Here is a 19,064-nt window from a genome sequence, read left to right as displayed (position 1 = left end):
CAAATATTATACATCAAGGAATTTCCGAATGGCAAAGATACTCCCCAGGGCACCAATTACCACACCATACACAATGAAAAAGAATGACAACTGCCCCACCACTGCTCCAGGCGTGGCTAAGGTTGAGGTGATGGACAGCAACGAATTGCCGCTTAAAAAGCCTAACACGAAGAAGTATCCACTGCGTAGCGCCAGCAAGGCCACCACCGCTGCAATAATCCCTAAGAAGGTACCCTCCAGTACGAAGGGGATTCGAATATAGCCATCGGTTGCGCCAACATACTTCATAATACCGATTTCCTTACGCCTGGCAAAAACGGTAATTTTAATGGTATTGTAAATGAGCAGTAAAGCAATAACGGATAAAACCGCCGTGACAACAATACTCATTAAATTGGCAAAGTGGTTAAAATTCGTTAGTGCCGTAACATAATCTTCGCCGTATTTAACGTATTCAATCCCCGTAGAGCTCAATCCCTCGGCATAGGTTTTAATGGTAGCCATATCCTCTGCATTCTTTGCCGTTACTACAAAAGATTCCGGCATGGGATTGTTCTCTGCATTAAAGGAGGATAACAAACTGGAATAGCTGCTTAATTGGCCTGAAAAATTATTCAGGGCTTCATCCTTATTTTCAAATTTTACACTTGCAATCATGTCACTGCTGCGAAGACCTTGTTCAATGGTTGTTTTATCCGCTTCCGTTACATCCTGCTTCAAAAACACTTTTATCTCTAATCCTGATTCTACATTTGCCGTGGCCTGTCTGATATTAATGGTGAGAATGAGGAAGAAGCCGAGAATGACCAGCGCCGCCATGATGGAAAAAACCGACGCCAAACTCATGAGGCTGTTCCGCTTGATACTGTTGGCGGTATCCCGGATCACCGACCGGGACATCGCACGCCACTGACTATTGGGCATTGGTGTATCCGCCCCTTTCATCACTGGTTAGACAGCCTCCCTCTAAGGTAAGCACACGCTTTTGCATAACATCCACCATTTCACTATCATGGGTAACAACAACCACCGTCGTGCCATGACGATTGATTTCCAGCAAGATCCGCATAATATCCTTGGAGGTCTCTGGGTCAAGGTTTCCTGTGGGTTCATCACAAATGAGGATACTGGGATTATTAATAATCGCCCGGGCGATAACCACACGCTGCTGCTCCCCACCGGAAAGTTCATGGGGATAATGGTACATTCGATGGGATAGCCCGACCATTTCCAAAGCCAACGGAACCTTTTTCCGAATTTTACGCTCTGGACGACCGATAATTTCCATAGCATAAGCCACATTTTCATACACATTCTTATTTTCAAGCAAGCGGAAATCCTGGAAAACAACGCCGAGTTTCCGTCTCAGATATGGAATTTCCTTTTTAGAAAGCTTGGAAATATCATGGTTTTTAATTTTAACCACACCTTGGGTGGTTTCGATTTCCCTCAGCAATAATTTGATGAATGTCGATTTCCCGGCACCGCTTCGCCCCACCAGGAAGACAAACTCTCCTTTATCGATGAAAAGATTGATATCCCTTAATGCGTCTTTTTCATTTTTTTCATAAGTTTTAGTTACATTAATAAACTCAATCATCTTAATACATCCTTACTAGTCAGTCTTTTCGTCACTGACCGATTCTTGGTATGATTATAACCGAAAAACGATATAATGTCCTTAATAAAGTGAATTTTTTTCAAAAAAAATTATGCCCTGAAGTTCTTCCAGAGCATAATTTTTTACGAAAATATCAGCTGTGACTTTTATAAGATTTCCTTGAAAACATCCACTAAATCCGTGTTTTCCCAGGGCAACTCAATATCATCCCTTCCAAAATGGCCATATGCCGCCGTCTGTTTGTAAATGGGTTGGCGCAAACCAAGATTACGAATTATAGCTTCAGGTCTTAAATCAACATGATTTTGAATCACATTAACTATATCCTCTTCACTTACAACTCCCGTGCCAAAGGTATCGACATAAATGGAGACCGGCTTAGCGACACCGATGGCATAGGCCAGTTGGACTTCACATTTCTTAGCCAATCCAGCGGCCACAACGTTTTTAGCAATATAACGGGCCGCGTAAGCGGCGGAGCGGTCAACCTTTGTCGGATCCTTCCCGGAGAATGCACCGCCGCCGTGACGCCCCATTCCGCCGTAGGTATCCACAATAATCTTTCTGCCGGTAAGACCAGCATCCCCCTGGGGACCACCAATAACGAAACGCCCGGTGGGATTGATAAAAATTTTGGTATTTTCATCCATTAAGTCATCACTGATGACAGGCTTAATGACGTTCTCAATCAAATCTCTGCGAATGGTTGCAAGATCCACAGCGGCATCGTGCTGGGTTGAAATAACCACGGTATCCACTCTCACCGGTACACCATCCTCGTATTCCACAGTGACCTGGGATTTCCCATCAGGCCGTAAATAGGTTAGCGTACCATCCTTACGGACTTCTGAAAGCTTCCGGGCCAGCTTATGGGCCAGATAGATGGGCATTGGCAGATAAACCGGGGTGTCGTCACAGGCGTAGCCAAACATCATTCCCTGATCTCCCGCACCGGTGGCCAGCTCGATATCATCGACTTCGCCTTCTTTGGCTTCCAGACCTTTATCAACGCCCATGGCGATATCCGCAGATTGCTCATCAATGGATGCCAGCACGGCACAGGTATCACAGTCAAAGCCGTACTTGGCCCGATCGTAGCCGATGCCGCGAATGGTTTCCCGGACCACCTTTGGAATATCGACATAGCAATGGGTGGAAATCTCACCGGAGACTAAAACGAGACCAGTGGATACCGAGGTTTCACAAGCTACCCGGGCCATGGGGTCTTGTTCTAAAATAGCGTCTAAGACCGCATCAGAAACCTGGTCACAAATTTTATCCGGATGCCCTTCGGTTACGGATTCAGAAGTAAATAAACGTTTCATAAACACTCCTTATGTTGTTATTTTTGTAATCGCGTGTTTACCTGGAATTCATTCGTTTATACGAAAAGGGCCCCATTGGAAAACGGGACCCTTTTGTGTCATCCCATCATCGCAGTTTTACTGCAGGTATTGGCACCATGCATTTGCTGGTTGCCGGGCTTCATCGGGCCTGTCCCTCTGCCTCTCTGGATAGGTAAATATTCAATTACTGCTTAATATCTTAATCATGGACGACTCTTTTGTCAAGTCCCTTAAGGATTAAATTCGATGAGGCTTCATTGGATTTCATCCAATTCCTTGGGAATTTGAGGGGACAGATTAACGGGGCCTTGAGCGGTGACGAGTATATCATCTTCAATGCGTACGCCAATTCCGTAATCGGCCAAATATAGCCCCGGCTCACAGGTAATCACCATTCCAGGGGCAAGGACCATGCCTGGCTGCCGCCCTAAATCATGGGTATCCAATCCCAGGGGGTGGCCAACACCATGGTAATAGTACTGACCGATATCACCATCTGGCGGCTCGATACCATGACGGCTTAAGTTTTCATAAAGCAGCTCTTTAGCGGCCTCCTGAATCTCGGTCATGGGCCGCCCCGGAGTATACAGGGTAATGAGTTTTTTTTGTGCCTCTAATACCGATGTGTATACCCGTTCCTGATCCTTTGTAAAATGACCAGAGGCCGCCAGTGTCCGGCTGATATCCCCGCAATAGCCCTCGTACCGGGCTCCTAAATCCAGTAAAACCAAATCATCCTGGCCAATAGAGTCTTGGTTTGTAACATAGTGCAGGGTTGGCCCATGGACACCCGAAGCGACGATGGTGTCAAAGGAGACGCTCTGAGCGCCGGCCATGGCAATGGCATATTCAAACACCGCCTGTACCTGATATTCCATCATCCCGGGCTTCAGGTTCTGTCGGATGGCTTTAATCCCTTCTGCAGTCATGGCAATGGCCTGACGAAGGGCCTCGATTTCTACATCCTGCTTGATATTGCGCAGGGACTGCATAAGAGGGGCACTATCGGCAGATTCTGAACCAGACCACCCGGTAAGCGCTGTTTCAATATTCCTTTTCTGATGTGGCGGAACTTCTGAATCCAGGTAAAGACAGGTTTCTGTCCGGTCCTCCAGCCAATGGGCTAAGTGATTTTGATAATCCACCTCATCGATTCCGGAAATCTGAGTAGCTTCTTCCCTACGAATCTTTTTTCCCACCCACTTTTCCAAAAGGGGGTCCACCTCATTGATAAAGAGACGGCAGGATAATTCGCCATCCCCAGCCTTGACAATGGCCAAGGTGACTTCTGGATCGGTAATGCCTGTCAGATAATAAAAATTATTATTGGTAAAAAAGGGATAGTCCGCATCACCAGAGCGCACCACAGACCATCCTGAAAAAAACAGTGCGATGCTATTTGGGGTCATTTTATCCCCCAGACGCTGCCGATTTCCCGCGTAAAATGCTGCATGAAATGCCATCATCAAACCTTCTTCCTATTGCATCATAAAATATATCGCTCGATAAGCCAGGCGATTCCGTCCTCATCGTTGGTTTTTTCTCCAACGATATCCGCCGCTGCCTTCGCATTTTCCATGGCGTTGGCCACCGCAAATCCTAATCCAGCGCCTTCAAGCATCTGAATGTCATTTTCACTATCGCCAAAGCAGGCAATTTCTGATAGCTCTACCCCATAGATTTTCGCAATTTCCTTTAGGCCATTTAATTTGTTCATATCCACCATGGTAATTTCCCGGAGGTTACGCCCCGCACTAAAGTTAATGGTCCCCGGATGCTGGATTTCCTGGATGCGGGCCAGCTCTTCCTCGGAGGTAAAGGCAAAGACGAATTTCATGGGGTTTTTTACTGCCATTAAATCATCAATGGGAAAGATATAATCCCGCCGCGCTCCCTTGGCCTGATTATAGATGCTGCGCAGAGGCTGTTCTGCAATATCGTAATACACATTCTCGCCATTGGTCACATAGCAAGGCAGTCCAATTTCCCGTATGCGCTTAAGCACAGCGGCATAAATCCTTCGGGGAAAAGCCCCCATAATCTCAAGAATCCCATCTTCATTAAAGATTGTGCCGCCGCCATCCCCTAAATGGGGATTTTTTTCCAACCCAAGGTTGATCATCCGGATAAAAGCCAATTGGGATTCATTGAACCGCCCGCTAGCTGTAACCACATGTATGCCCTGATCTAAGCACGCCAGAAGTGCCTGTCGATTACCATCCGTTACCCGTTTATCTGAAGTCAGAAGGGTATCATCCAAATCTAAGGCTAACAGCTTAATCATTTTAAGCCCCCACAGCAGCCAATCCCATGGCACATAGGATCGTCATAATGACCCCGGCAACCGCAGAACCCAATGCCACAGAAAGCATTCCCTGCTTAAAATCCATTTCAATAAGGGCGGCTGCCAGACACCCGGTCCATACGCCGGTTCCCGGCAGGGGGATGGCTACAAAAATCATCAATCCCCAGAATTTGTATTGGGTAATCTTTTTAGATTTATTGATTCCCCTTGTATGGAGCCAATTGGCAAAGGGTCCAAAAATTTTTGTGCCCCGCATCCAATTCAGCACCGCCGGCAGGAATTTTAAAATGAAGGGCGCCGGTACAATACTCCCAAGCCACGCCAGTAAAAAGGTCTGCAAATAAGGCATGCGTAAAACCAAATCTCCCCATGGGATGGCACCACGCAGCTCCACCACAGGAATCATCGAAATGATAAAAATCTCCAGCCAGTCTGGGAAAAATGCAAAAAAATTAATAATCGATTGTGTCATTCGGATAATCTCCTTTGTTGTTTTCTTTTCCATAAAATGGTAAGATAAGAATAATTGGCATTCTAAAACGAATGCTTTCCCATTGTATCGGTTTTTTATCCCGATGACAACTAAAATGAATTTTTTTATAAAGGATTTATCAAGATATGCAAAAAATTCTCGGCTCAATGCGTCGGGCCATTCAGACCTTTAATATGATTACCCCGGGTGATCGTATTGCAGTGGGACTTTCCGGTGGCAAGGACAGCATCGCCCTATTGTCCGCCCTTAAGCACTATCAGATTTTTTCGCCGGAGCCCTTCGAGCTCGAGGCCATCACCTTGGATATGGGCTTTCCAGGAATGGATTTTGCCCCTGTTAAAGAATACTGTTACAGCATTGGGGTTCCCTATACCATTGAAAAGACCCAGATTGGTCCCATTGTCTTTGATGCACGAAGGGAGAAAAATCCCTGTTCCCTCTGTGCCCGCATGAAGCGGGGTGCCCTGCATGACCTGGCCCTCAGCCGGGACTGTCGGACCATTGCCCTGGGCCACCATATGGATGATGCGGTGGAAACCTTTTTCTTAAGCCTTTTTTATGAGGCCCGGGTTAATACCTTCCAGCCGATCACTCATCTGGACCGAAAGGATATCACCCTGATCCGTCCCTTGGTCTACACCCGGGAAAAAGACATTCTCTTTAACAAGGAATGTCAGGCCCTTCCCGTAGTTAAAAGCACCTGCCCGGCGGATGGACATACCAAACGAGAGGCGATTAAAAATCTTTTGGCCGATATGCGAAAGACCATTCCGGAACTGGATAACCGGGTACTGTCGGCCATCCAGAATAAAGCACAATTTAATTTATGGTTTTAATGATAGAACAAAGGAGATCCCATGAACGAAAAAATTTTAGTGGTGGATGATGAAGCCGCCATTGTCGATTTAATTAAAATGGAGTTAGAATTTGAAGGCTACCAGGTAGAAACCGCTTACGATGGTGAAGAGGCCATTGAAAAGGGAAAGCGCTGGCTTCCGGATTTAATTGTCTTAGATATCATGCTTCCCAAGGTAAACGGGTACGATGTGTGTAAAACCCTCTCCCCTGTTTTAGAGGTTCCCATCATCCTTCTCACGGCTAAAACCGATATTGTTGATAAGGTATTAGGCTTAGAATTAGGCGCAGACGACTACCTCACCAAGCCCTTTGACAACCGGGAGCTTCTGGCCCGAATCAAGGCCCATCTCCGCCGTTCATCCCGTTCTTCGGACAATAAAAGCAAGAACGTCATCATCACCAACGGCCCTTTAAGCATTATGCCCGAGGAGCGAATGGTGCTTCTGGAGGGGAATGAAATCCATTTAACCCCCAAGGAATTTGATTTATTGTATCTTCTGGCCTCTAATCTGGAGCAGGTTTTCCCCAGAGATGCCCTTTTAGAAAAAATTTGGGGTTATGATTACTATGGTGATACCCGTACCGTGGATATGCACGTCCAGCGTATCCGCCGAAAAATCGATACCCAGCCCAATAAATTTATCCAGACGGTTTTTGGTATTGGCTATAAAATGAGAAAAATCTGAGGAAAAACCCATGCAGCTAACCTATCGTGGCCGGATCATAGCCTATAATATCGCGATTTTCCTGGCCATCTTTGGCTTCATCCTGTTTTGCATCGTCCAGGGGACGATCTACCATTATGTCATCACCGCCCGCTCAGAGCTGGCAGTGATGGGGCAGAATGCCACCCTTTATATTGAAGAGTCTGCTGAAAGTAATTCCGATGGGAGTGATGCTGCCGCTTATTTTAATAAAACGGCCCGTCAGATCAGCAGCGCCATTTTCGCAACAACCAATACGCCTGCCCTCATTTTTTCATCAGAGGGCAAACCGTTGTATAATCCCACGGATGACAGTTCCCTGGATTTTTCCGAATCCATTTCCCAGGCAGAAGCCACGGGCAACGCCACGATGCTCTACACTGAATCCATGGGGACGCCGGTTGTCGAATTTTTGCAGCCTATCACCTTCGCTGGGGAGAACATCGGCTATATTGGCTTTCTATATTCCCTGGCTGCCATGGATGCCCAGCTGAATACCTGTCTGTTTTTTTATGCTCTGGGCTGCGCCTTGGGATTTCCCCTTTTGGTCGTCATCACCCTATCCTATTCCAATCATTTCATCCAACCCATTAAGGAGCTGACGAAGATCTCAAAGGAAATCACCCATGGCAATTACAATGTTCAAATCCATTACCGCCGGGAGGATGAAATCGGGGATTTGACCCGGGTGTTCAACAGCATGACCCAGAACGTCAACAATGTCATCAATCAGCTAAATTCGGAACGAAACCGGCTGGCCAGCGTCCTGGCTTCCCTGGATGATGGTCTTTTGGCTTTGGATGCCAAGGGGAATGTCATTACCTCCAATTCGTATATTAAAACGTATTTCGACGTCAGTAATCCAAAGACCATTTACGATTTTCAATACCAGTCCTTCCTCCGGGATATCTTTGATGATTTAAAAAATGGCAAGCTGCATATTTCTGTGGAAGTCGACAGCAATGACCGAAATCTCCTCATCATCGGAAGCCCCATTCGGAAAGCTGAATTTGAAGAGAATTATATGATTGTCATCCGAAACATGACCTCAACGAAGCAGATTCAAAAGGAACAGCAGCAGTTTATTAGCTCCGTATCCCATGAGCTGCGAACCCCCTTGACCACCATCATCGGATATACCGATATGCTGAGGCGACGTCAGGTTATGGAAGGCGAGATTTTAAACCGTTCTTTGGACACCATGAACCGTGAAGGCCATCGGCTTCTGCGCCTGGTGGATGATCTTTTAAACGTCAACCAGCTGGAACGCCCGGAATTTGATGTCAAAAAGACCAATCTGAACCTCCATACCCTCCTTGACGAGGTGGTGGAGCAAATGGAAATCAAATCCCAGCAAAAGGAAATCAGCATCAACTACAAATCCGATGAAAATCTCCCTGAAATCCTTGGCGATTATGGCCGGCTCCAGCAGCTTTTCATCAATATCCTCCACAACGCCATTAAATACTCGGACAAGGGTGACATCATCGATGTGGTATCAACCTTAGAGGAGGACAATATTATCGTTTCAATTCGGGATTACGGGGTCGGTATTTCTGAAAATGACCAGAAGAAGATTTTCTCAGCCTTTTACCGTGTGGAAGAAGATCGGGCCAGAAATGAAGGAGAAGGCGGTGCCGGCCTTGGCCTATACCTGGCCAAACAAATTGTGGATAAGCACCATGGAACCATTTCCATGGAAAGCGTCCTGGGAGAAGGAACCAATATCAGTATTCGTCTTCCCATTTTGATTAAAACAGTACAGGAGGGCCTGGCCAATGAATAAAGGACTCAAGATTATCGCAATCCTCCTGATATCCAGCCTTATGCTTGGTCTTACGGGCTGCCGGAGCTTTTTCGTCCCAAGAAATGCCCCCATCACCGTTACCAATGCCACTGACGGAGCCATTCTTTCAGAAAAAAAATTAACGGCCCTGGGGAGAGGGAGTTTAATGGATATCAATGCCGCAGGCGACTATCTCTTAACCTCTGGTACCTCGGATACACCGCCCATCACCTACAATCTGGATTTATATCGTCTGGACACCGGCAGCGGTTCCTGGTCTATTCTGAACTTTATTAACTCCGATAAACGCCAGCGCGGGGCTATATTTGCCGGCAACGGCAGCGGTGTCTTTTATATCGAAAAGGGAACCCTTCCCTCGGATGGCAGTGAAATCCTCCAATTGGTTTGGACCTCTCTGGATCGCACCAGCACCCGGGTCCTTTCATCCCAGGGGGAAAACATCATCTCTCCCCTCACTGTCGTGGGCGATGACATGGTTCTGTTTATCAACGACAAGCACGAGCTGGTCATGACGAACCCTGCCGGCGAACGCCGAACTTACACCATGGAAACGGGCTTTACCATTAAACAGCTGGATTACAATATAAAGACCAAAACCATTTATTTTATCGGCTCTCCCACTGCTGGTGAGGAAAACAACCTTTACAGCATGGCCTTAGACAATGATGGTCAAAAGCTAAAGCCTTCCCGTCTCGCCCAGGATGTCAATTGGCTTGATGTCAGTACGGTTTCCTCGGATGTGCTTTATATTCAAAGGAATATACCGACGGATAAGCTTTTTATCTACAGCCCGGAAAAAAAGCTTAAAACCGAAATTAGCCAGGGGAATTACACCCAAGCCTTTTTCGACCGGAATACCGATCATATCATTGCGGCCCAGTTTGATGATTCGGACATTCCTCAATACCAAAGCATCTGGATTATCGGCATTGATGGTAAGAACAAGCAGCAAATGCTTTCGCCCCATCTGCTGTCCTCTAACATTCGGATTTCTCCCACCTCGGACGCTATTTATTTTTCAGCCTTAGAGGAAGATCCCACCATGAATGACCAACAACGGGATATGCTTTACGCGATTACCTACCGCCCATAAAAAAAGGGAGGGCCTCACTGGGGCCTTCCCTTTTTCTTTAACGGCGAATCGCCAATGGACATTCCCGGTTGGGCATTAAGGGTTAAATCCCCCAGCCTGCCGGCTTTATAATTATAATAAGCCATGGATCCTATCATGGCGGCATTATCGGTGCAAAGGATGGGGTCTGGATAGTACAGGGCAATCCCCCGGGCATCACAGGCTGATTGCATAGCCGCCCTCAGGGCACTATTCGCGGAAACCCCACCAGCCAGGCAAAGTTTGTCCATGCCATACTCCCCAGCACAGGCCAGAGCCTTTTCTACCAATACTTCCACTACCGCCTGCTGGAAAGAGGCCGCCACATCCTCTGCCACCACCGGCTCGTTCTTCATTTTTTTACCATTCAGATAGTTCAGAACCGCCGATTTCAAACCACTAAAGCTAAAGTCATAACTTCCTTTTTCCAGGGTAACCCGGGGGAAATCAATGGCCTTAGGATTACCCATCTTGGCCGCTGCATCAATCCGTGGCCCGCCGGGATAGGGGAACCCCAAAACCCGGGCGATTTTATCATAGGCTTCTCCCGCCGCATCATCCCGTGTGCGTCCCACCACTTCAAAATGAACATAATCCCTTAAAACAATGAGATTGCTATGGCCCCCAGAGGTCACCAGTGCCAGCAGTGGCGGTTCTAATTCTGGGTATTGCAGAAAATTAGCAGCAATATGCCCTTCGATATGGTTAACCCCAATGAGGGGCTTCTTTAAGCTATAGGCCAGGGCCTTTGCCTCAGACACCCCAATGAGAAGTGCTCCCACCAGCCCCGGACCATTGGCCACGGCGATGGCATCAATGCCATCCCAGGTTAATCCGGCCTCAGCCAGGGCATCCTCAATAATATAGGGCAGCTTAATGACATGGTTCCGGGATGCAATTTCCGGAACCACCCCACCGTATTTTTGATGGATATCAATTTGGCTATAAATCTGATTGGATAAAATCCGCCGGCCATCGGCAACGATGGCCACCGAGGTTTCATCACAGGATGTTTCAATGCTTAATATGTTCATTCTTGTCTTGTTTCTCCTCACTGCTTTCGATTCTTTTCATTCGGACATACCCCCCAATACCCAGGGCCACAAAGAAAAGGTCCATGGCTGCGGCCATACCGGCAACCCGGAGGGCCAAATGGATAAAATAGGGCTCTGGTACAATGTTAATGAGTAAATCTTTTTTGGGGTCCAGAAGCCATAGATCATTGCTGAAAATCAATCGATGGGCGCCCTCAAAGACCGCTGTAAAATCCATACTTCCCAATAGGGCCAAAAGGATTAACAGGCCTAGCCCCCAAAGGCCGCCGTCAATCAGTCCGCGGTATAGGCCCTTTTGGTCCCTTAAAAACAACGTGGTGCCACAGCACAAAAGGGTTAAAAGGGATACCGCCAGCAGAATACGGGACAAGGCGGTCAAACCAGCCACATCCACCATGTGCTGCTGTTCATCCCCATTGAACAAATGGCGGGTTTGCCCCGCTGTGGTGATGGTAATATCGAAATCCGACCGCTCTCCTTCCAGGTAATTAAAGATTTCCACTGCCACATCACGTAATTCAGAATCCTTCAATCCTGTGCGTTGGCTCACCCGATTAATTTCTGCCTGGGCCATAAAATCATCCACATCATAGACGGACACCGGAATGGCAGCCATCAGAGCAAAGACTAGTATCCCCAGCCCAAGGCAATAAGATAAAACCTTATTCATGGGCATCGGCCCCTTCCAAAAGGGATGTCATCATCAAAATACCATCGGAATGATCCGGATAATAATCCTTCCTCAATCCATTGCGCTCAAAGCCTAACCCTTCATAAAGGTTAATGGCCTTGGTATTTCCGGCTTTAACCTCCAAGGTCATCACCACACAGCCATGACTTCGCCCCACGGCCATGAGTGCCTTCATCAGCTGTTTTCCAAGACCACGGCCCTGGCCCTCGGGAGCAACACCAATATTCATGACCTGGGCCTCATCAACGACACACCAAATCCCTGCAAAGCCCAAAACTTTACCAGCTTCTTCCAGAACGATATACTGGGCCACGGGGTTATCCACTTCCCCTAAAAAGGATTCCTCTGACCAGGGAGACAGTCCACAGGCTTCACACAATTTATTGAGAGGGCCTGCATCCTGGGGCATCATCTTTCGACTCTTCATTTTTTCTTTTGTTCCTCCGCATAGGATGGCCGGATATACATTGGCTCAATGGTTTTGTAATCCTGCATCTGGCCATTTTGAAGCTTTTCGAGGGCCAGCCACGCCGCTGAGGATGCCCGATTCATTCGGACATAGGGCAAAGCTTTGTAGACATCCAGCTCCTCAGACATGGTTTCAAAATATTTGGGAACGCCGTCCCCTAAAACGTGGATGGGGCCATCGGTGGTTTCAGACAGATGGCGAATTAATGCTTCGATGGAAAGCACTGTATCCGGCAGCAGGGTTTCAAAGCAGCCATCGATAAATTGATAAACCCCGGTGTAAACCTGGTCCCTCTGAGCATCCAGAATGGGGCAAATAATCCCCTGGGCACAGGGTAAATTATAGGCCAGGGCCTCCAGGGTGGACACGCCAACCACTGGTTTATTTAAAGCCTGGGCAAAGCCCTTTACTGTGGCCATCCCGATACGCAGCCCCGTAAAGGAGCCCGGGCCACAGACAATGCCAAAGGCGTCTATCTCAGAAATATCCAGCCCGGCATCCATTAAAAGATGGTCGATGGCGGGCAGCAGCTTTTCTGAATGTTTTTTCTGGTGGTTGATAATGACTTCCCCCACCAGCTTTTCTTCCTCTATAACTGCGGCAGAAGCCACAATCGTCGCCGTATCTACCATTAATAAGCGCATTAAATCTCCTTCTTTATTTCCTTTAAATTTGTGTTAATTTCTTCCAACAATGTCTCTGGAAAAATGTCCTGGGGAACCAGCTTTTGGATGCGCCGAAGGGTTAAGCCCATTCGGGCTGCAACACGCAGCTGTTCACCATCTAAAATATCCTCTGGACAATACCGGGCCAGGACACCCCGGGTATCCGGGTTATTCAAAAGGACACTCATTTTATCCTCCACTGAATAGACCGTCGCCACATTGCCCTTCATGATCTTTCCGACCCAATCAAAAATACCGGCAATTAATCCCCTGGAGGTTCCGCCTGCCCCTTCATCCCCCACCTTTAGCCGATCCATGGTAAAGGTGTCTGTCAGATCGCCATTATTCAAATATTCAATCAGAAGCTCAATGGTACGGGGGGCGATCAGTCCATGGGAAGCCGTCGTCAGCTTGCAGATGGGTGTGCTGTAAAACATGGTTTTCGCAAAGCCCTGGAGATCCATGATGTTCTCACCCGTTAACTGTTCCATCTCTCTGGCAATAACCTCAAAGACCCGCGGGCCCTTGGGATGATCCAGGATATCCCCTAAATAGCTGTACTTTGTAATGGTTGGGATATAATTTCGGGTGATTTCCACGTCGCTGACTAAGGGAAGCTCCCGGCTGGATTCCCCCACTTCAATGGTATGGACGCCCCCTTCGGTGCACCATTTTTTCTCCCGGGCATTATAATAGGTGAAGGCATCTTCCTCCAATTCAAATGTCAAGGTAACCGCCTCCCCTGGGTTAAGTGCTACTTTTTTAAAAGCCCGAAGCTCACGAATCGGCCGCATGATTTTAGGGGATTTTTGCCCGGTATACACCTGGACGACGGTTTTACCCTTTACCTCCCCGGTATTCTTTACCCGACAGCCAATTCGAAAAATATTGTTCCCCAGACTCTGAATGTCAAGATCCGTGTATTCAAAGGTTGTATAGGATAATCCAAAGCCAAAGGGATAGCGCACCGGACAGTGGACATGATCATAATGGCGATAGCCCACAAAAATTCCCTCGCCATAAACAGCCGTATTCCCATCCCCGGGGAAGGAATCATAACACCCCGTATCCTGAAGTCTAAAGGGAATGCTTTCCGCTAGATGACCGCTGGGATTCACCTTCCCCGTTAGGATACCTGATAATGCACTGCCAACGGATTCGCCCCCCAGCCAGGCCTCGATGATGGCTTGGGCGGCATCCCCTTCAGCAAGATCCAGGGCTCCGCCATTCATATAAATGAGAACCGTATGGGGATTGGCCTGGGAAATGGTAGTAATCAGATCCTGCTGGTTCTTTGGAAGGGCCATATCCCCGCGGTCATACCCCTCAGATTCCCATTGGGCGGGAAGCCCGACAAAGAGTAAGACGACATCCGCATGGGTGGCCAAGGTCTGAGCTTCTGCCATCAAACATCCATTGCGCTCGGTATCACTATCCGAATACCCCTGGCTGGAAACAATCTCTATTCCCGACTCCAGGGACTTTGTGAGGGCCTCGTAGGGGGTATCAATGCTGATTTCATTGATTTTCGAGCTCCCGGCTCCCTGAATTCTTGGATCAAAGGCCATTTTACCAATGATGGCTACCTTCTTATATTTGTCCTTCGTAATGGGGAGAAGATTTCCCTCGTTTTTAAGCAAGACGATGCTTTCCTCTGCAATGCGCCGGGCTAAGGCATGCTGGGCCTCATAATCCACCGCCCCACTGGATTCTTCCCATTGTTCCCGGTGTTTAGCCACCGTTAAAGCAAAATCGATATTACGTTCCACTAAGGCATTTAGACTGCTTTTGCGCAGGGTCCCATTTTGGATGGCGCAGGCCACCTGCTGATCTCCCACACCGCCACTCCCTGGCATTTCCAGATCCACCCCAGCTTTGACGCCCTTTACCCGATTATACACCCCATTCCAATCGGTCATGACGATCCCGTCGAATCCCCATTCCCTGCGGAGTACATCCGTTATAAGAGCCTTATTTTGGCTCATAAAGGTGCCATTCACCGCATTGTAAGCAGACATAACCGCCATGGGGTGGCTATTTTTAATGGCAATTTCAAATCCCTTGAGATAGATTTCCCGGAGGGTACGCTCATCGATATGGGCATCCACCGTCATCCGACGGGTCTCCTGATTATTGGCCACAAAATGCTTGAGGGTACAGCCCACGGATTCCGCTGCCGCCCCCTTCACAAAGGCAGACGCCAATTGACCAGAGAGTAATGGGTCTTCGGAATAGTACTCAAAATTACGACCGCATAAGGGCGAGCGCTTAATATTCAGCCCTGGTCCCAGGATAAGATCTACCCCCAGCTTTTTAGCCTCTTTGGCAATGGCGGCCGCCATCTCTGAGATCAGGGCCGTATTCCAGCTGCAGGCAGATAGCCCCGCCGTTGGGAAGCAGGTTGACGGATAGCTATCAGCAGCGTTAAAGCCTTCCCGAGGTTTTTCCACACGCATGCCATTGGGCCCATCAGACATCACTACTGCCGGAATTCCAAGATCCTCGTAAGCTTCCGTTTCCCAATCATTTTTTCCTGAACAAAGGGATGCCTGTTGCTTTAACGTCATCCTTCTCCGTATCTTCTTTGCACATTCAGACATATTTTCATCCGTCCCTTCTACATTGTGTAAAGGCGCCCCATACCATTAAAGCCGGCACGAGTATTCCTCCGAAAAGCGACATCCACAAATCCGAGGATGCGCCACTTAAGCTGGTCTGAAACAACATTTGAATAAATTGTACCCCCATGAGGATCATTCCCATCCAAAATAAACGCTGCATCCAGGGCCAATCATAAAGATGGCGCAGGACTAAAATACCCGTGACCATCTCCAAGCCATAAATGCATCCATAAACCACCATCTTTATATAATAAACGGCAATGGGCAGGTCACTGGCTTCACTCATGGCCAATCGCACCGAAGCATCCACCATCATGAAACCGACCAATCCCACCACCGCGAAGATAACCCCAAACACCCCGATGATAATCATTAAAATTCCACCGATCCGCAGTCTGTTCATCCGTTAACCTCCATGTTTTATCCACGCCTTATATTGTTTAATATTATAGCACAGACTGATGCCAAAGTTAGGAGTTTTCCCTTATAATTGACAAAGTGACGATTTAACCCTATTATTATAGGTATGAAATCTCAGTTAGCTAAATTTAAGAAAATTAAAGACAAGCCCTTATCCGATATTTTACACATTTTGCACCTCAGTGAAGAACGCCTTTACAAACTGTGCCATATGTGGATCGATCAGGGCCACCTCAAAAAAGATGACCCCATTTTCACAGAAATACGGGAACACCGACAAGCCCGAAGACAACACGCCATCCAAAACCGACGCGAACAGGAATTGAAAGCCTATCAGGAATTACGGGATGCTGATCTGACCATCGGTGAAACGGCCAAACGCCTGCGCTTTTCCAGGCTGAAAATGGATCACTTTTTCAAAAAATGGTACCAAACCCTCTCTCAACAGGAACATTCTGATACTGAAATTGCACATATTCTCCGGGTCAATACTACCCATTATGAAAATATTCGCACAGAGTATGAGGAAGAGGCCCGACTCAAATCAGAAGCCCGGGAGCGCCGCCTCTCTGCCAACCGCCTTTACGCCGATACCCATCTGGCTGGTATCCAGGAGGATTTGCAAAGGGGCACCCAGCGCTACTTAATCTTTGACATTGAAGCCATACAATGCCCCGATGAACCCATTGAAATTTCCATGATTGACTGCCATGGCAATACGGTTCTCAATCAACTCATCAAGCCCGTAAATAACATTAACTGGCGTATTGAAAAGCTCACTGGCATCACCAATGACATGGTTGCCCATCAGCCCAACATCCACAGTGTCATGCCCATTATTAAAGAACTGACCCAGGGGCGCACACTCCTATCCTGGGGGTCAGATTACGATGCAGTCCTCTTTAAAGCGGCGTGTGAAGAAACCGGTACTGACTTAAAATGCACCTTTGGATGTGCCCAGCGCATTCATATGGGCGTCCTGGATTCTAAAAACCAAATTGCCCTGGGAACCGCAGCGGGCACCAACACCCAAAGCCATCGGGCCCTGGATGATTGCCTCCTGGTCCTCGATATTTTAAAACGAGACATTGCATTGAAAGGACTCTAGTATGGAAACGGACTATAATCTCAGCCTGCTCTTTTTATACTTCTTTTTTTATGCCGTACTTGGATGGTGCAGCGAGGTTGTTTATTGTTCAATTCCCCAAAAGAAATTTGTGAATCGCGGCTTTTTAATTGGCCCTTATTGTCCCATTTATGGGGTTGGGGCCATTATCCTGATTTTTCTTCTAACTCCTTTTTTAACCAATCCCATTTTTGTTTTTATCGTTGGGGTGGGATCGACCTCTACTTTAGAGTACCTGACAAGCTGGGGTATGGAAAAGCTCTTTCATGCCACCTGGTGGGACTATTCAAGCTGCCGGTTTAACCTAAGGGGCCGCATTTGTCTCAAAAACTCTGTGCTTTTCGGCATCATGTCCGTTGTGCTTTTGTACATCATCCATCCCCTTACCGCTGATTTTCTCAATGGGCTTCCCACCATGGCCGTCCTTATCATGGCCAGTGTCCTGGTGTGCCTGATGCTCATTGATCTCGTGATTTCCACCATTGAGACCATCGATTTGAAAAATAAGATTTATCATGTCTCGGAGCTGGCAGATATTGTGATCTCTGATTTAAGGGATCTGGGCGTCAGCACAATGACCCAGTTCTCTGAAAAGCTGGGAGATACCCGAAAGGCCGCCGATGCCCTTCGGAGCAATGCGGCGGCCAGTCTGGATGATTTGGAAATGCGTCTCAATCATTTTGCAGAAAACCTTCGGGAAAAAAAGGGTCTCCACCGCTATGCTCATCGCCGTCTGCTCGGAGCTTTTCCCGCCCTTAAATCCCAGGTTGATGCCAAAGCCACCGAAGTTTACCGCAGTGCTATGACCCGGAACAAGCACCTTCGAAAAGCAAAAAAGCAATTGTTAAAACTAAAGAAAAAGGACCATACCAAGGAACGATGAAACCACTCTCACACAGCCAACTCAATTTATTAAGTCAAATAACAGCCCTTGCACTCCCCGTCCCCCCTGAAAACGTCCCGTGTCTGACGGTTGCCAGTATGGTAAATTTTCACGCAGATCGAGTGAAATACCTTGATGGGGATGCTGCCATGTCCCCCAGGGAGTGGCAGGAATCCCTCAGCCGTATTCAGCAGGATGAGCAGCTGATGGGTCTGCACATCTTAGCCTCCATCGACCGCCCCTATAACGGCCTTCATAGCCTGTGCTTTAGCGATGAAACCCGGGAACGGGGGGTTTTAACCTTCCGTGGAACCGTCAGCCTTGGGGGATGGATTGATAATTACCGAGGGGGCTTTGTGCCCGATACACCCCAGCAGGCCAGCGCCCTGGCCTTTAAGCACCGCATGGACCGGGAGTACCATTTTAAAACCTACGATCTGGCCGGACACTCAAAGGGTGGCAATTGTGCCCAATACATTACGATTTTAGAGGGCAACACCATCGACCGATGCCTCACCTTTAATGCTCCCGGCTTCTCCGCCGAATTTGTGGAAAAATACAATGACGGGATAAACGCCTATCAACATAAAATAACGGCCTACGAGGGGGCCTATGATATGGTCAATGTGCTCTTAAACAGTGTGGCTGGGGAGCGTATCGTGGTGGATAAGGGCAGCATGGACCCTAACCAAAACCATAAGCCCAATCGTTTTTTAGATGCCCGGGGCCAGATCCGCAGACGCCGAAAACGAAACCCCATTCTGGTGGCCATGCAAAACGCCACCATTGGCCTCACCTTTGCCGCCAAGGATGCCAAGGCCCATGTCCAGGAGATGAATAAGAAGAAAAAGAAAAAAACCGGAACCCATTCCTGAGTTCCGGTTAAGTC

Annotated in this window: 19 protein-coding genes and 1 riboswitch; of the genes, 7 read left to right on the top strand and 12 right to left on the bottom strand. The window is 47.8% G+C overall.

The genetic code is table 11. The features are described 5' to 3' along the window. Positions 1-6 precede the first annotated feature (6 nt). The 6 genes from ftsX to BLU30_RS05305 form a co-directional block, all read right to left on the bottom strand. Entirely contained in the window at positions 7-945 is a 939-nt protein-coding gene (gene ftsX / locus BLU30_RS05330; RefSeq protein ID WP_242873521.1) for a permease-like cell division protein FtsX, read from the bottom strand. Continuing rightward, positions 914-1,600, bottom strand: coding sequence for a cell division ATP-binding protein FtsE (ftsE, locus tag BLU30_RS05325; protein WP_090244206.1), 687 nt, complete (start codon positions 1,598-1,600; stop codon positions 914-916). Before ftsE ends, ftsX begins: the two co-directional genes overlap by 32 nt. A gap of 167 nt (positions 1,601-1,767) precedes the next feature. After that, on the bottom strand, positions 1,768-2,946 hold the full coding sequence (gene metK, locus BLU30_RS05320; RefSeq protein ID WP_090244204.1) for a methionine adenosyltransferase: 1,179 nt from the start codon (positions 2,944-2,946) through the stop codon (positions 1,768-1,770). 100 nt (positions 2,947-3,046) lie between these two features. Continuing rightward, a riboswitch (SAM riboswitch) is annotated at positions 3,047-3,142 on the bottom strand. 79 nt (positions 3,143-3,221) lie between these two features. Next, positions 3,222-4,433: an aminopeptidase P N-terminal domain-containing protein gene (locus BLU30_RS05315; RefSeq protein ID WP_242873519.1), complete on the bottom strand. Its 1,212-nt coding sequence runs from the start codon at positions 4,431-4,433 to the stop codon at positions 3,222-3,224. 20 nt (positions 4,434-4,453) lie between these two features. Continuing rightward, complete coding sequence (locus tag BLU30_RS05310; RefSeq protein ID WP_090244202.1) at positions 4,454-5,251, bottom strand: Cof-type HAD-IIB family hydrolase; 798 nt, start codon at positions 5,249-5,251, stop codon at positions 4,454-4,456. A 1-nt stretch (position 5,252) separates the two neighbouring features. Then, positions 5,253-5,744 carry a COG2426 family protein gene (locus BLU30_RS05305; RefSeq protein WP_090244309.1) on the bottom strand — a complete coding sequence of 164 codons (492 nt, stop codon included), beginning with the start codon at positions 5,742-5,744 and terminating at the stop codon, positions 5,253-5,255. Positions 5,745-5,890: 146 nt separating this feature from the next. Between BLU30_RS05305 and BLU30_RS05300 the strand changes: the two genes are divergently transcribed. The 4 genes from BLU30_RS05300 to BLU30_RS05285 are packed head-to-tail and all read left to right on the top strand — an operon-like array spanning position 5,891 to position 10,227. After that, positions 5,891-6,601 carry a tRNA 2-thiocytidine biosynthesis TtcA family protein gene (locus BLU30_RS05300; RefSeq protein ID WP_090244200.1) on the top strand — a complete coding sequence of 237 codons (711 nt, stop codon included), beginning with the start codon at positions 5,891-5,893 and terminating at the stop codon, positions 6,599-6,601. A 21-nt stretch (positions 6,602-6,622) separates the two neighbouring features. After that, on the top strand, positions 6,623-7,309 hold the full coding sequence (locus BLU30_RS05295; protein WP_090244198.1) for a response regulator transcription factor: 687 nt from the start codon (positions 6,623-6,625) through the stop codon (positions 7,307-7,309). 10 nt (positions 7,310-7,319) lie between these two features. Beyond that, positions 7,320-9,113, top strand: a complete 1,794-nt coding sequence (locus tag BLU30_RS05290; RefSeq protein ID WP_090244195.1) for a sensor histidine kinase — start codon at positions 7,320-7,322, stop codon at positions 9,111-9,113. Beyond that, entirely contained in the window at positions 9,106-10,227 is a 1,122-nt protein-coding gene (locus BLU30_RS05285; RefSeq protein WP_090244193.1) for a hypothetical protein, read from the top strand. Before BLU30_RS05290 ends, BLU30_RS05285 begins: the two co-directional genes overlap by 8 nt. A gap of 14 nt (positions 10,228-10,241) precedes the next feature. On the opposite strand, the gene tsaD is transcribed toward BLU30_RS05285, so the two are convergent. Genes tsaD through BLU30_RS05255 form a run of 6 tightly spaced genes read right to left on the bottom strand, consistent with a single transcriptional unit; the run spans position 10,242 to position 16,149 of the window. Further along, a complete protein-coding gene (tsaD, locus tag BLU30_RS05280; RefSeq protein WP_090244191.1) occupies positions 10,242-11,279 on the bottom strand; it encodes a tRNA (adenosine(37)-N6)-threonylcarbamoyltransferase complex transferase subunit TsaD in 1,038 nt (345 codons plus the stop codon). Next, the gene (locus tag BLU30_RS05275) at positions 11,260-11,970 is read right to left on the bottom strand and encodes a TIGR01906 family membrane protein (protein WP_176770833.1); all 711 of its coding nucleotides are present in this window, start codon (positions 11,968-11,970) and stop codon (positions 11,260-11,262) included. The genes tsaD and BLU30_RS05275 overlap by 20 nt, the downstream gene beginning before the upstream one ends. Beyond that, positions 11,963-12,418 carry a ribosomal protein S18-alanine N-acetyltransferase gene (gene rimI, locus BLU30_RS05270; RefSeq protein ID WP_090244187.1) on the bottom strand — a complete coding sequence of 152 codons (456 nt, stop codon included), beginning with the start codon at positions 12,416-12,418 and terminating at the stop codon, positions 11,963-11,965. Before rimI ends, BLU30_RS05275 begins: the two co-directional genes overlap by 8 nt. Beyond that, complete coding sequence (tsaB, locus tag BLU30_RS05265) at positions 12,415-13,104, bottom strand: tRNA (adenosine(37)-N6)-threonylcarbamoyltransferase complex dimerization subunit type 1 TsaB (protein WP_090244185.1); 690 nt, start codon at positions 13,102-13,104, stop codon at positions 12,415-12,417. Before tsaB ends, rimI begins: the two co-directional genes overlap by 4 nt. Beyond that, positions 13,104-15,692 carry a beta-glucosidase family protein gene (locus tag BLU30_RS05260; protein ID WP_242873518.1) on the bottom strand — a complete coding sequence of 863 codons (2,589 nt, stop codon included), beginning with the start codon at positions 15,690-15,692 and terminating at the stop codon, positions 13,104-13,106. The genes tsaB and BLU30_RS05260 overlap by 1 nt, the downstream gene beginning before the upstream one ends. A 37-nt stretch (positions 15,693-15,729) precedes the next feature. Further along, on the bottom strand, positions 15,730-16,149 hold the full coding sequence (locus BLU30_RS05255) for a hypothetical protein (protein ID WP_090244181.1): 420 nt from the start codon (positions 16,147-16,149) through the stop codon (positions 15,730-15,732). Between the two features lie 123 nt (positions 16,150-16,272). Between BLU30_RS05255 and BLU30_RS05250 the strand changes: the two genes are divergently transcribed. The 3 genes from BLU30_RS05250 (at position 16,273) to BLU30_RS05240 (ending at position 19,050) form a co-directional block, all read left to right on the top strand. After that, on the top strand, positions 16,273-17,274 hold the full coding sequence (locus BLU30_RS05250) for a 3'-5' exonuclease (protein WP_090244179.1): 1,002 nt from the start codon (positions 16,273-16,275) through the stop codon (positions 17,272-17,274). A gap of 1 nt (position 17,275) precedes the next feature. Beyond that, positions 17,276-18,175 (top strand): putative ABC transporter permease, encoded by a 900-nt coding sequence (locus BLU30_RS05245; protein WP_090244177.1) that lies wholly within the window; start codon positions 17,276-17,278, stop codon positions 18,173-18,175. A gap of 98 nt (positions 18,176-18,273) precedes the next feature. Then, a complete protein-coding gene (locus tag BLU30_RS05240; protein WP_176770832.1) occupies positions 18,274-19,050 on the top strand; it encodes a Tle-like phospholipase domain-containing protein in 777 nt (258 codons plus the stop codon). Positions 19,051-19,064: the final 14 nt, after the last annotated feature.

This window comes from Eubacterium barkeri (assembly GCF_900107125.1).
Taxonomy (GTDB): domain Bacteria; phylum Bacillota; class Clostridia; order Eubacteriales; family Eubacteriaceae; genus Eubacterium_O; species Eubacterium_O barkeri.
This window is presented reverse-complemented; position numbering and strand designations above follow the sequence as displayed.